Raw genomic sequence first — 13,575 nt, 5'->3', positions numbered from 1 at the left:
CCGATGGCCGCCCCGGGAGCGCCGGCGGTGCCGCCGCACGTTGCACGTCGCGCGGTCGAATGGTGGGTCGACCGGCAATCCGGCCGTACCGACGACGCATTCGTCGCCGCGCTCGCGCGCTGGCGCGCGGAAGATCCGGCGCACGACGCGGCGTGGCGTCACATCGAAGCGATGCAGGGCCGGTTCGGCCGGCTGGCGGCCGGGCTCGATGCGCAGGCCGCGCACGCGGCGCTGTTGCCGAAGCGGGCAGGCCGCCGCGCGGCCGCGAAGGCGCTGGCCGTGCTGCTGTTCGCGGGCGGCGCCGCATGGATGGCCGAACCCGCGCGGCGCGCGGCGATCTGGCCGGCCGACCTGCGCACGGCGGTCGGCGAGCGGCGCACGGTGACGCTCGCGGATCGCACGGTCGTCGTGCTCGATACCGACACGGCGCTCGACGTGCGCTTCGACGATGCGGCGCGCCGCCTGCGCCTGCTGCGCGGCACGATCATGGTGACCAGCGGCCACGACGATCGTCTGCCCGCGCGGCCGCTCGTCGTCGTGACCGCGCAAGGCGAGCTGCGGCCGCTCGGCACGCGCTTCGCGGTGCGGCAGCGCGACGGCGCGACGCGCGTCGAGGTGTTCGCCGGCGCCGTCCAGGTGCAGCCGGTCGATGCGTCGGCCGGCATGCGCGTGATCGCGGCCGGGGAGGGCGCGGATTTCACGCGCGATGCGATCGACGCGCCGGCGCCGCTCGATCCGTATGCCGCCGCATGGACGAACGGCATGCTCGTCGCGTCGCGCATGCGGCTGGCCGATCTCGTCGCCGAGCTCGACCGCCATCGCCGCGGTAGCCTGCGCTGCGATCCGGCCGTGGCCGACCTGCGCGTGTCGGGCACCTATCCGCTCGACGAGCCGCAGCGCGTGCTCGATACGCTGGCGGCGACGCTGCCGATCGACGTCCACTACCTGACGCGTTACTGGGCGACCGTCGTGCCGGCCTATTCGGGCCATTCGTGAGCGCCCCGACAATTTTTTCGCCGACCTGAGCTGTTTCCCGATGTTCGCGTGACATGGGTAATGAAACTGGCCCATCGTCCACCGACTCTCCGATCATGGCTTCCATCCGTCTCACGTATCGGCGCCGTCCGGCGCCCACCCGTCATCTGCCGCACGCGCCGCGCCCGGCCGCGCCGGGCCGTCTTGCCCGCCGGCTGGCCGGCGCCGTCCTGCTGTCGGCACTGCTGCCGCTGCCCGCGCTGGCCGACACCGACGCCGATGCGGCGCCCGCCGCGCAGCGCGCGTCGCGTCGTGCGTTCGATATTCCGGCCGGCCCGCTCGAAGCGGCGCTGAACCGGTTCGGCCGCGACGCGGGCATCCTGCTCGCGTTCCCGGCCGAGCTGACGGCCGGCCGGACGAGCGGCGGCCTGCACGGCCGGTTCGACGTCGACGGCGCGTTCGACCGCCTGTTGGCCGGCACGGGCCTCGTCGCGCTGCGCCAGCCCAATGGCGGCTACACGCTGATGCGCGCCGACGGTTCGGCGGTCGCACCCGTGGCGGCCGGCGGCGCGCCGGCCGCCGAGTTGCCGACGATCGACGTGCGGTCCAGCACATTGCGCGCCGAAAGCTATCGCGCGCCGAAGGAAGCGGGCGTGCTGCGCTCGGACATCCCGCTGCTCGACACCGCGCAGGCCGTCAACATCGTGCCCGCGCAGGTGCTGCGCGACCAGCGGCCGCGCAATCTCGACGATGCGCTCGGCAACGTGAGCGGCATCACGCAGGGCAACACGCTCGCGGGCACGCAGGACACGATCATGAAACGCGGCTTCGGCGGCAACCGCGACGGCTCGATCATGCAGAACGGCATGCCGCTCGTGCAGGGCCGCGCGTTCAACGCGGCGACCGACAGCGTCGAGGTGCTGAAGGGACCGACGTCGCTGCTGTACGGGCTGATGGACCCGGGCGGCGTCGTCAACGTCGTCAGCAAGCAGCCGCAGCTCGTGCGCTACCACGCGATCTCGCTCGGCGCATCGACGTTCGGGCACGGCAAGAACGGCGGCAGTGCGACGTTCGATTCGACCGGGCCGGTCGGCGATTCGCGGCTCGCGTACCGGCTGATCGTCGACCAGTCGAACGAGCAGTACTGGCGCAACTTCGGCGAGTACCGGCAGACCTTCGTCGCGCCGTCGCTCGCGTGGTACGGCCGCGATACGCAGGTCGCGGTGTCGTACCAGTACCGCAAGTTCCATTCGCCGTTCGATCGCGGCACCGCGCTCGACCCGCGCACCAATGCGCCGCTCGACATTCCCGCGCGGCGGCGCATCGACGAGCCGTTCAACAACATGGACGGCGAATCGCAGCTCGCGCAACTGAGCGTCGATCACCAGTTCAACGCGGACTGGAGCGCGCACGTCGGCTACAGCTACAACCGCGAGACGTACGACGCGAACCAGTTGCGCACGACCGGCGTCGATCCGGTGAAGGGCACGATGACGCGCAGCAACGATGCGACGCACGGCTCGCTCAGCACCGATAGTTACGGGATCGGCTACGTGACCGGCAAGCTGGCGCTCGCGGGGATGCGGCACGACGTGCAGGTCGGCTTCGACACCGAATACCGCCGCATCTATCGCAAGGACATGCTGCGCCAGGCCGTGAAGACGCCGTTCAGCTATATCGATCCCGTGTACGGGCTGCTGCCGCCGTCGAGCACGGTGTCCGCGAGCGACAGCGACCAGACCGACACGCTGCACGATGCGTCCGCGTTCTTCCAGGATACGGTACACCTGACCGACAAGTGGATCGTGTCGGGCGGCATCCGCTACATCACGTACAACCAGGTCGCCGGGCGCGGCCGGCCGTTCACGGCGAACACCGATCTCAGCGGCTCGAAGTGGCTGCCGCGTGCGGGCGTCGTCTACAAGTGGACCGATGCGTTCTCGCTGTACGGCAGCTATTCGCAGTCGCTGAAGCCGTCGTCGTCGATCGCGCCGATGACGGGCTACATCATCGACGGCGCGACGCCGCCCGAGGAAGCGACCGCGTGGGAAGTGGGCGGCAAGCTCGACTTGGCCGGCGGGATGACCGGCACGCTCGCGTTGTTCAACATCGACAAGAAGAACGTGCTGGTGTCGCAGTACAACGACGCGACGAAGCTGACCGACTGGCGCACGTCGGGCAAGGCGCGCTCGCGCGGCGTCGAGCTCGACGTATCGGGCAAGCTCGGCGAACGCGTGAACGTGATCGCGAGCTACGCGTACATCGACGCGAAGACGACCGAGGATCCGCTGTACGCGGGCAATCAGCTGTGGAACGTCGCGCGTCACACCGCGTCGTTCGCGGCCGTCTACGACGTCGGCACGGTGGCGGGCGGCGACGATCTGCGCATCGGCGCGGACGTGCGCTACGTGGGCGCGCGCCCCGGCGATTCGGCGAACAGCTTCACGCTGCCGTCGTACGTGCTCGCCGACGCGTTCGCGACCTACGACACGCGGATCGGCAAGCAGAAGCTGTCGTTCCAGCTCAACGTGAAGAACCTGTTCAACCGCACGTACTACCCGTCGAGCGCGAACCGCTACTTCGTCGCGGTCGGCGACGCGCGCCAGGTGTCGCTGCTGACCACGTTGCAGTTCTGACGATGCAATCGCCGCGCGGCCGCCACGCCGGCGCGCGGCTTCGGAGAGGAATCCAGATGAAGCTGAAGATGAAGACCGGCGCGCGACGCCGCCTGTTGCGCGCGATCGCCGGTTCCGTGCTCGCGCTGTCCGCCGGCTTCGGCGCCGGCGCATCGGCGCCCGCAGTCGCCGCCGATGTGCCGCCGGCCGTCACGCGCGTCGCGATGCTCGTGCAACTGCATGGCCCGAACCTGAAGGTCGACGAACGCATCGGCCAGCATCTCGGCGAACGCGGCTACGCGGTGCGCCTGATCGACGAGGCGGCCACGCCCGATGCGGCGCGCGACGCCGATCTGGTGCTGATCTCGTCGACGGTATCGTCGAAGAACGTGCGGCCCGGCTGGCGCACGCTCGACAAGCCGCTCGTGACGTGGGAAAACGACCTGCTCGACGATCTCGCGATGACGGGCAAGCGGCACGACGTCGACTTCGGCGAAACGGGCAAGGAGCGCTACCTGTGGCTCGTCAATGCGCCGCATCCGATCGCGGCCGGGCTGCCGGCCGGCGCGACGAACGCGTACGGCAAGCAGGCGCCGATGAGCTGGGGCAAGCCGGGGCTCGGCGCGATCACGATCGCGACCGTGTACGGGCAACCCGACAAGGCCGCGATCTTTGCGTACGAGAAGGGCGCGACGATGGACTACGAAACGCTCGCGCCGGCGCGCCGCGTGATGTTCTTCCTCGACAACGACACGTTCGCGAACCTGTCGCCGGCCGGTGTCGCATTGTTCGACGCGGCGGTGGACTGGGCGGCCGGCCGGCGCTGAGCCGGCACGCGTCGGATCATGCGGGCTGCGCCGGCGCGCGCCGCCGCGACGCGGCCCCGATCAGCTGCGCCAGCGCTTGCGCGGGTTCCGACATCGTGCGTCGCGCACGATGCACGAGGCCGATGTCGCGGTGAAACGTGTGATGCCCGAGGTCGATCGCGCGCACGCCGGCCGGCCAGCGGTGATACACGGCGGTCTGCGGCACGATCGCGACGCCGACGCCGTTCTCGACCAGCTTGACGATCGCGTCGAGCTCGTCGAGTTCGCAGGTGTCGCGCACCGCGATGTGCATCTTGCGCAGGAAGCGGTCGACCTGGCGGCCGCCGAACGACGCGCGATCGTAGCGCACGAACGGCTCGCTCGCGAGCAGGGCGGCCCAGTCCTTGCCCTTCACGCCGCGCGGCACGATCAGCCGGAACGGTTCCCGCGCGAGCGTCGTCCAGTGCAGGTCGCTCTGCAACGCGAACGGCGGCCGGATGATCGCGGCCATGTCGATCTCGCCCGCGTCGACCCGGTTGACCAGCTCGATCGACAGCCCGGGTATCACGCGCGTGCGGCACGCGGGGTGCCGGCGATGGAAATCGGCCAGCGTGGCCGGCAGCAGCGCGCTCTGCACCGACGCGATCGCGCCGATCGTCACGCGCACGGCGGCCGGCGAGCCGGGCGCGGTCGAACTCAGGTTCTCGTACAGGCCGATCAGCGCCTGCGCCTGGTCGAGCACGTGATGGCCCCGCTCGTTGAGCCGCGCCGATCGGCCCTGCCGGTCGAACAGCGCGAAGCCGAGCTCGGCCTCGAGGCGCTGCATCTGCGCGCTCACGGCCGCCTGCGTGAGCCCGATACGGTTGCCGGCGGCGGCAAAGGTGCCTTCCCGGGCGACGGCGACGAGGGTTTTCAGTTCGCGAATCATTGATCGATTCCGTTTGTGAATCGCAAAACTATATATTGATTTAATTTTTGCTCGGCGTTGTCTACCATGATGCCGTCCTCGCGCCACGCGAGCGTCCCTTCACGAGGCCATCATGCGTCTTTCCCCGTTTCACCTGGCGATTCCCGTCTACGACCTGCCGGCCGCGCGCGATTTCTACGGCCGCGTGTTCGGACTGGAAGAGGGACGTTCGAGCGCGCAGTGGGTCGACTTCAACTTTTACGGGCATCAGCTCGTGATCCACGAGCATCCGAAAACCGCGTCGCAGGCGAGCGCGCATACGAATGCGGTCGACGGCCACGACGTGCCGGTACCGCATTTCGGGATCGTGCTCGACTGGGCGAGCTGGGAAGCGCTGGCCGAGCGGCTGCGCGCATTCGGCGTGACGTTCGTGATCGAGCCGTATGTGCGGTTCCAGGGGCAGGTCGGCGAGCAGGCGACGATGTTCCTGTTCGATCCGTGCGGCAATGCGCTCGAATTCAAGGCGTTTCGCGACATCGGCCAACTGTTCGCGAAGTGACCGGCCGCGGCGCCGGCGCCGATTGACATTGGGTGCGAGAATGCGGGCTGCAGCCCGGCCGCGCGCAGGTGCGACGGCCGGCGCCGCGCCGCACGGCATTCGTCCGTGCGCGCCGTTCTCCAAGGAACCCGTATGGACAGTCACATCGCTCCGGTGGCGCTGAACAAAGCCTACCGTCTCCTCAATCACGGCCCGACGGTGCTCGTGTCGGCGCGCCACGACGGCGTCGACAACGTGATGGCCGCCGCCTGGGCGTGCGCGCTGGATTTCCTGCCGCCGAAGCTGACGGTCGTGCTCGACAAATCCGCGAAGACGCGCGAGCTCGTCGAGCGCAGCGGCACGTTCGTGATCCAGGTGCCGACGGCCGCGCAATTGCAGCTCACGCATGCGGTCGGCAGCCACAGTCTCGCCGAGCGGCCCGACAAGCTGCGTGACGCGGGCGTCACGCTGTTCGACGTCGACGGCCACGACTTGCCGTTCGTCGCCGGCTGCTCGGGCTGGCTCGCGTGCCGGCTGATTCCCGAGCCGCACAACCAGCAGACCTACGACCTGTTCATCGGCGAGGTGGTCGCCGCGTGGTCCGACACGCGCGTGTTCCGCGACGGCCACTGGTATTTCGAATCGGCCGATCCCGCGCTGCGCAGCCTGCACTACATCGCGGGCGGCAATTTCTATGCGATCGGCGAATCGCTGCACGTCGATCCGGACGCGCAGTAAGCGCCGGCCGACCGTTCCCGAATCGGGCGCGCGTCATGCGCGCTTGTTCAATTCCGCCAGCATGAGGTCGGCGAACGCCTGCGCGACGCGCGGCAGCGTGCGCCCGCGCTTCGCGACGAGCGCGATCGGCCGCACGAACGCGGGGTCGTCGATCGGCTTCGCGACCAGTTCGGGTTCGGTGCGTACCTCGCGGGCGGTCGCGGGCAGGATCGTCACGCCGAGGCCGCCGCGCACCATCGCGACCGCCGTCATCATGTAGGTCGGCTCGCACGCGATGTCGGGCGTGCAGCCGGCCGCCTCCAGCGCGGCGTCGACGACGCTGCGCACGCTCGTGCCCTGCGCGGTGAGCACGAGCGGCACGCCGGCGACGTCGGCGGTGGTGATGCGGCGCTTGCGCGCGAGCGGATGACCGTTCGGGCACACGGCGACGAGCCGGTCGGCGCCCGCGTACAACACTTCCAGCGACGCATCGAACGTATCGCCGCCGGTCAACCCGAGATCGGCCTCCTCGTTGCGCACGAGCGCGGTGACGAGGCTCGCGACGCCGTCGCGGATCTCGAAGCCCGCGCGCGGCACGTCGCGCCGGAACGACTGGATCAGCTCCGGCAGCACGCTGGACGCGAAGGTCGGCAGGCACGCGAGCCGCACCGTGCCGCTCGCGCCTTCGCCGAGCGCGCGCGCATCGCGCAGCACGCGCTCCATGTCGTCGAGCGAGCGCTGCAACAGCGGCAGCAACTCGCGCCCGGTCTGCGTGAGCGCCACGCTGCGGCTGTTGCGGTCGAACAGGCGCGCGCCGACGATCTCCTCGAGCCGGCGGATCTGCACGGTCAGCGCCGGCTGCGACAGGTGCAGCCGCGCGGCCGCGCGCGTGAAGTTGCCGGCGTGCGCGACGGTGACGAACGCGCGAATGTCGCGAAGATTCAGATCCATAACGGTTCGTGATTGCTGCGATCAAATCATTTCAATTGTGCTATCGCTGCGCCGACCTTACGCTCGTCTCCAATAAAAGACAAGGTAGGAGACACCGATGCTGCCGTTACTTGGGCTGGGCACGATCGTCGTGCTGCTGGCCGCGATTCTGTCGAAGCGGATGTCGCCGCTCGTCGCGCTGATCGTCGTGCCGATCGCCGCGTCGCTGATCGGCGGCTTCGGGCTGCACACCAGCAAGTTCGTCATCGACGGGCTGAAGGGGCTCGCGCCCGTCGTCGGGATGTTCGTGTTCGCGATCCTCTATTTCGGGACGATCACCGACGCCGGCACGCTCGACCCGATCATCGACCGGATCCTGCGCGCGGTCGGCACGCGGCCGACGCGCATCGTGATGGGCACGACGCTGCTCGCGCTGCTGATCCACCTCGACGGCTCGGGCGCCGTCTGCTTTCTCGTGACGATTCCGGCCGTGCTGCCGCTGTACGACCGGCTGAAGATGGACCGGCGCGTGCTGGCCGCCGCCGTGTCGATGGCCGCCGGCATCAACTTCCTGCCGTGGACGGGGCCGATGATCCGTGCGTCCGCGTCGCTGCACCAGCCGGTGTCGGCGCTGTTCAATCCGCTGATTCCGGTGCAGGCGATCGGGCTCGTGTTCGTGTTCGGCGTTGCCTACTGGCTCGGGCGGCGCGAGGAGAAGCGGCTCGGCCTGTCGCGCGACGATGCGTCGATTGCGCCGCCCAGGCGCGAGCTGACGCCCGACGAGCAGGCACTGCGCCGGCCGCACCTGTTCTGGTTCAACCTCGTGCTGACGCTCGTCGTGCTTGGCACGATGGTCGTGATGGGCGAGAAGATCCCGCCCGCGATCATGTTCATGGTCGGGCTGTGCATCGCGCTGACGGTGAACTACCCCGACGTCGACATGCAGCGAAAGCGCATCGACGCGCATGCGCGTGCCGCGCTGATGATGGCCGGCATCCTGCTCGCGGCCGGCGTGTTCACCGGGATCATGCAGGGCAGCGGGATGCTGAAGGCGATGGCGCAGGCGGCGGTCGGCTTCGTGCCGCCGTCGATGGCCGGCCACATTCCGGTCGCGCTCGGCCTCGCGTCGATGCCGCTCAGCATGCTGTTCGATCCCGATTCGTTCTACTTCGGCGTGCTGCCCGTGATCGCCGAAGTGGCCGGCCAGCTCGGCGTGCCGGCCGTGCAGGTCGGGCAGGCGGCGCTGCTCGGCCAGATGACGACGGGTTTCCCGGTCAGCCCGCTCACCCCGGCGACGTTCCTCGTCGTCGGCCTGTGCGGAATCGAGCTGGCCGAGCATCAGAAATTCACGTTTCCGCTGCTGTTCGGCGCGTCGATCGTGATGACGATCGCCTGCGTCGTGCTCGGCGTCTTTTGATTCTTCCCGGCGGCGCACGCCGCCGGACGACGGTACGGACATGACAGCAAAGCAACCTGAACGGCGCGTGCGCATCGGCGCGGGCGCCGGCTACTCGGGCGACCGGATCGAGCCCGCGGTCGAACTGGCCGAACACGGGCAGCTCGACTACCTCGTGTTCGAATGCCTGGCCGAGCGCACGATCGCCATCGCGCAGCAGGCGCGTCGCAACGATCCGGCGCGCGGCTACGATCCGCTGCTCGATGCACGGATGCACGCGGTGCTGCCGGTCGCGGCGGCTCGGCGCGTGCGCATCGTGTCGAACATGGGCGCGGCGAACCCGCGCGCGGCCGCCCGGCGTACCGCGCGGATCGCGCAGTCGCTCGGCATCGCGGGGCTGAAAGTCGCGGCGGTCGAAGGCGACGACGTGCGCGACGTCGTGTTGCGCGGGGCCTTCCGCTTCGAGGAATCGGGCGACGACGTCGCCGCGTATCGCGACCGCATCGTGTCCGCGAACGCGTATCTCGGCGCCGCGCCGATCGTCGATGCGCTCGCGGCCGGCGCGGACGTGGTGCTGACCGGGCGCGTCGCCGACCCGTCGCTGTTCGTCGCGCCGCTGATCCACGCGTTCGGCTGGCGGATGGACGACTGGGACACGCTTGGGGCTGCGACCGTCGTCGGCCACTTGCTCGAATGCGCGGGGCAGGTGACGGGCGGTTATTTCGCCGATCCCGGCTACAAGGACGTGCCGAATCTGGCGCGGCTCGGATTCCCGATCGGCGAGGTCGCGGCCGACGGCTCGGTCGTGATCACCAAGGTGCCGCATGCGGGCGGCCGCGTGAGCGCGGCGACCTGCAAGGAACAATTGCTGTACGAGATTCACGACCCGGCACGGTATCTGCAACCCGACGTCGTGGCCGATTTCACGCGCGTGACGGTCGCCGAGGAGGAGGCCGATCGCGTGCGCGTGACGGGCGGGCGCGGCACCGCGCGGCCCGATACGCTGAAGGTGTCGGTCGCGTATGTCGACGGCTGGATCGGCGAAGGTCAGATCTCGTACGGCGGCCCGGGCGCGCTCGCGCGTGCGCGTCTTGCGCTCGACATCGTTCGCGAGCGGCTCGCGCTGACCGGCGTCGCGGCGAGCGAGCTGCGCTTCGACCTGATCGGCGTCGATGCGCTGTATGGCGATGCGACGCCGGCCGCGCGCGGCGAGCCGGCGGAGGTGCGCGTGCGGGTGGCCGGTCGCGCGGCGAACGCGGCCGAAGCCGCGCGGATCGGCAACGAAGTCGAGACGCTCTATACGAACGGGCCGGCCGGCGGCGGCGGCGCGTTCAAGTCGACGCGCGAGGTGATCGCCGTGCAGTCGGTGCTGCTGCCGCGCGCGGCCGTGACGCCGTCGTTTTCATTCGTGGAGGCCTGATGCAACTGCGTGAACTCGCGCATGCGCGCACTGGCGACAAGGGCAATACGCTGAACGTGTCGGTGATCTGCCGCGATCCGCGTCATTACGACCATCTGCGCGCACATCTGGATGCGCAAACGGTGAAGGCATGGCTCGCGGGCATCGTGCACGGCGACGTCGTGTGCTACGAATTGCCGGCGCTCGGTGCGTTCAACTTCGTGCTGCACGATGCGCTCGGCGGCGGGGTGACGCGCTCGCTCGCGCTCGACGCGCACGGCAAGTCGGTCAGTTCGGCGCTGCTGGCGATCGAGGTGCCCGACCCGGCGTGACGGACGCGTCGCGGCCGGGGCGAAGCTGGGCGCTCAAGGAATCAGCGGTTCGCGACGTCCGTTCGCATGTTCGATGCGCTTGCCGGCGAGATGCAGGCGCTGATCGCGTCGATAGTCTCGTGCGCCGCGCGCGACGCGGCGAGCTGGTTGAAATCGAGTTGATCGAGTCCGATCGCGTGACGCGAAGCCGCCCGACCGAGCGGTGCCAGGCGATGTCCTGCAAGGTCGGGTTCGTGCGTGTATCGATGTCGAGCCGGCCGCTCGACGCTTGCGGCGCCGCGCCGTACGTGTACGCTACGGCCTCGCGGGTCGATTGCCGCACGCATCGAACGGAGCCTGGAGTGAAGAACGAGATCGTAACGCCGGCCGGCACGAATGGCGCGGACGGGCGTCGGAGCCGGTACGTGGACCTCGCCATGCGCGTCGCGCTGGCGTGCGCCGGCGCGCTGGTCGTGCAGATGGCGGCCGCCGCGCCGCCGCCGCCGTGCGACGAACAATTGACGAAACTGATCGTACCGGCGCTGCGGCAGACCGCGATGGATCGGCGCGACATCCATGCCGCGATGGACGAGCGTAACGACGGCGTCTACCAGATCCGCCTGTTCACGACGCCCGATCGTCCGGGCACACCGAATCGTGAAGCGACGGTCGGCTGGGTGACGCTCGATACGCGTGCGATGCGCGCGCTCGACGTCACGCGCGATCCCGATCGGCCGGACGTGCTGAAGCTCGACCGGCGTGCGCTGTCGCGTTTCGTGTCGACGTGCGCGGTAGCGGACACGCCGGTACACGGTGCCGTCGACTGCGATGCGCTGAACCGCCGTGCGCAGGCGCAAGGCGATGACGTAATGGGCAGCGACGCGGGGCGCGTCGTCACCGGCAACGGGCGGCTGCCGTTCCTTTCCGCACCGGACGACGCATGCAGGATCGACGGGCTGTTCGTCGTCGAGCACGACCACGTCGACGCGCGGACCGAGTATGGCCGTTTCACGTCGGTCGTCTACCTGAATCCGCGCACGCGCGGTATCGCCGAAGGATGGGTGCGCACCGCGCGACTGAAGCCCGACGGCACCGGCATCGCGCGACGACAACCTTGATCGGTTGTGTATGCAACAATCGTTCAAATATCATTCCAACCCGATCTCACCATGACTGTCCCGAACCGGAACAGACGTCTCAAGCCGCTCGCGGCTTCGCTCGCCGCGCTTGGCGCGCTCGCCGCATTGTCGCTCGCTCATGCCGCCGAGCCGGTCCAGCCCGACCGTCGACTGAAAACCTTTGTCCATGACACGTATGGCAACTGGCGCGCGGACCGCAAGGGCTGGCAGGCGGACGGCGACGATTTCATCTATTCGCCGTGTAGCGTGCTGCACGTGGCGACCGCGGACGGCCCGCGCACGCTGCTCGCGATGTGCGGCGAGACCGAGGCGGCGGTGCAGAACGGGATGCCGGGCATGGATTCGGACGCGACGCCGGGCACGATCGACCTGTACGTGCTGAAACCGACGCCGGACGGCAGGGCGCTCGAGCCGGTCGTGAAGAAAACGGAGATTGCGTCGGGCCAGCGCGGCGCGCCTGGCACCGTGCGCATCGAGCGGCTCGGGCCGCACCTGTTCGGGTTCGTCATCGGCGAAAGCGACATGCGGCAAGGCTATACGCAACGCTTCCGCTCGATCTGGCTGCCGTACGGCAACGCGCTGGTGCATGCGGCGGCGCGCATCGACGAGGCGCTCGACAATGCGGAGTCGACGGCATGCGCGAACGCCCGCGCGCACTGCGAGGAACGCCGCTTCGAGATCGCGCCGGACACGACCGGCACCGGCGACGTCTATCCGCTGGCGGTCACGGAAACGGGCACGCGCGGCGACAAGGCCATCCGCGCACGCTACACGGTGAAGTTCGACGCCGCGCACGGCCGCTACGTCGTGCCGAAGGCGTTGCGCGACGGGTACTGATCCTTCGCGCTCGTGAATGGGCGGCGCAGCACCGCCCGCGCATCACACGTACAGATAGCGCACGAGGTGAAAGAACACCGGCGCGGCGAAGCAGATCGAATCGACGCGATCGAGCATCCCGCCGTGGCCGGCGATCATCGAGCCCCAGTCCTTCGTGCCGAGCGAGCGCTTGACGGCCGACAGCACGAGCCCGCCGACGAAGCCCGCGATCACGATCGCGAGCGAGATCCCGAACGCCGCGCCGAAGCCGAACGGCGTCACGCGATACAGCGACGCGCCGCACAGCGTGGCGAGCAGGCCGCCGCCGATGAAGCCCTCGACCGTCTTGGACGGCGACAGCTGCGGCGCGATCTTGCGGCGTCCGAACAGCTTGCCGACCACGTATTGCAGCACGTCGCTGATCTGCACGACGAACAGGAAGTAGAACAGCAGCAACGCGTTCTGCCCGGCGTAGTGCGGAATGTCGAGGATCAGCACGGCCGGCGCGTGGCTCAGCCCGTACACGCACACCATCAGCGCCCAGTTGATCTTCGCGTTGCGGCTCAGGAAGTCGCGCGTGTCCTGCGTGAGCGCCGACACGAGCGACATCGCGAAGAACAGGTGCACGGGCACGAAGATCGAATACATCCCGTACCAGTTGATGCCGAGCAGCAGGTACTGCACGGGGATCGCGATGAAGAATGCGATGAAGAGCGTCGTATGGTCGCTCGCGGTGGTCGGCGTGAGCGTGATGAATTCGCGCAGCGTCAGGTACGACAGCAGCGCGAACACCAGGTACGTGACGTTGTTGCCGAGGCCGATCGCGACGGCCATGATCGCGATCATCGCCCACCATGCGCGGATGCGCTGGTTCAGGTTCACGATGGTCGCGCTCGTGCCGCCGCTGCGCGCACCGAGGATCGCGCCGATCACGGTCGCGACGACGAGCACGCCCGTGACGCCCGCGACCAGTTCCCAGAAGAGGGTTCGCATGGTTGGTATCCGGAAAAGGGAGAAGGGGGCGCC

At 69.2% G+C, this 13,575-nt stretch carries 13 protein-coding genes; 10 read left to right on the top strand and 3 right to left on the bottom strand.

Translation table 11 applies throughout. The features are described from left to right. Positions 1-3 precede the first annotated feature (3 nt). The 3 genes from HWX62_RS08075 to HWX62_RS08065 are packed head-to-tail and all read left to right on the top strand — an operon-like array spanning position 4 to position 4,417. Positions 4-996, top strand: a complete 993-nt coding sequence (locus HWX62_RS08075) for a FecR domain-containing protein (protein ID WP_175929403.1) — start codon at positions 4-6, stop codon at positions 994-996. 53 nt (positions 997-1,049) lie between these two features. Further along, positions 1,050-3,611 (top strand): TonB-dependent receptor, encoded by a 2,562-nt coding sequence (locus tag HWX62_RS08070; RefSeq protein ID WP_175929402.1) that lies wholly within the window; start codon positions 1,050-1,052, stop codon positions 3,609-3,611. Between the two features lie 56 nt (positions 3,612-3,667). Further along, positions 3,668-4,417 (top strand): hypothetical protein, encoded by a 750-nt coding sequence (locus HWX62_RS08065; protein WP_175929401.1) that lies wholly within the window; start codon positions 3,668-3,670, stop codon positions 4,415-4,417. 16 nt (positions 4,418-4,433) lie between these two features. Here HWX62_RS08065 and HWX62_RS08060 read toward each other — a convergent pair whose 3' ends face one another. Further along, the gene (locus tag HWX62_RS08060; RefSeq protein WP_175929400.1) at positions 4,434-5,324 is read right to left on the bottom strand and encodes a LysR family transcriptional regulator; all 891 of its coding nucleotides are present in this window, start codon (positions 5,322-5,324) and stop codon (positions 4,434-4,436) included. Positions 5,325-5,436: 112 nt separating this feature from the next. Between HWX62_RS08060 and HWX62_RS08055 the strand changes: the two genes are divergently transcribed. Both HWX62_RS08055 and HWX62_RS08050 read left to right on the top strand, forming a co-directional pair. Next, complete coding sequence (locus tag HWX62_RS08055) at positions 5,437-5,862, top strand: VOC family protein (protein ID WP_175929399.1); 426 nt, start codon at positions 5,437-5,439, stop codon at positions 5,860-5,862. A 132-nt stretch (positions 5,863-5,994) separates the two neighbouring features. Next, the gene (locus HWX62_RS08050; RefSeq protein ID WP_175929398.1) at positions 5,995-6,579 is read left to right on the top strand and encodes a flavin reductase family protein; all 585 of its coding nucleotides are present in this window, start codon (positions 5,995-5,997) and stop codon (positions 6,577-6,579) included. A 33-nt stretch (positions 6,580-6,612) separates the two neighbouring features. Here the strand turns inward: HWX62_RS08050 and HWX62_RS08045 are convergent, their stop codons facing one another. Continuing rightward, complete coding sequence (locus tag HWX62_RS08045; RefSeq protein ID WP_175929397.1) at positions 6,613-7,509, bottom strand: LysR family transcriptional regulator; 897 nt, start codon at positions 7,507-7,509, stop codon at positions 6,613-6,615. Positions 7,510-7,606: 97 nt separating this feature from the next. On the opposite strand from HWX62_RS08045, the gene HWX62_RS08040 reads away from it, so the two are divergent. The 5 genes from HWX62_RS08040 (at position 7,607) to HWX62_RS08020 (ending at position 12,570) form a co-directional block, all read left to right on the top strand. After that, entirely contained in the window at positions 7,607-8,905 is a 1,299-nt protein-coding gene (locus tag HWX62_RS08040; RefSeq protein WP_175929396.1) for a citrate:proton symporter, read from the top strand. Positions 8,906-8,945: 40 nt separating this feature from the next. Next, positions 8,946-10,304 (top strand): acyclic terpene utilization AtuA family protein, encoded by a 1,359-nt coding sequence (locus HWX62_RS08035; protein WP_175929395.1) that lies wholly within the window; start codon positions 8,946-8,948, stop codon positions 10,302-10,304. Then, positions 10,304-10,615, top strand: a complete 312-nt coding sequence (locus HWX62_RS08030; RefSeq protein ID WP_175929394.1) for a hypothetical protein — start codon at positions 10,304-10,306, stop codon at positions 10,613-10,615. The genes HWX62_RS08035 and HWX62_RS08030 overlap by 1 nt, the downstream gene beginning before the upstream one ends. 341 nt (positions 10,616-10,956) lie before the next feature. Continuing rightward, on the top strand, positions 10,957-11,712 hold the full coding sequence (locus HWX62_RS08025; protein ID WP_244135993.1) for a hypothetical protein: 756 nt from the start codon (positions 10,957-10,959) through the stop codon (positions 11,710-11,712). 51 nt (positions 11,713-11,763) lie between these two features. Continuing rightward, on the top strand, positions 11,764-12,570 hold the full coding sequence (locus HWX62_RS08020; protein ID WP_175929393.1) for a topoisomerase IV: 807 nt from the start codon (positions 11,764-11,766) through the stop codon (positions 12,568-12,570). Between the two features lie 42 nt (positions 12,571-12,612). Here HWX62_RS08020 and HWX62_RS08015 read toward each other — a convergent pair whose 3' ends face one another. Then, positions 12,613-13,542, bottom strand: coding sequence for a phosphatidate cytidylyltransferase (locus HWX62_RS08015; RefSeq protein ID WP_175929392.1), 930 nt, complete (start codon positions 13,540-13,542; stop codon positions 12,613-12,615). Between the last annotated feature and the right edge of the window lie 33 nt (positions 13,543-13,575).

Origin of the sequence: Burkholderia sp. BCC0506 (assembly GCF_902833145.1) — a bacterium.
Taxonomy (GTDB): Bacteria; Pseudomonadota; Gammaproteobacteria; order Burkholderiales; family Burkholderiaceae; genus Burkholderia.
The sequence above is the reverse complement of the archived record's forward strand: the minus strand, read 5'-3'. Positions and strand labels throughout refer to the sequence as shown.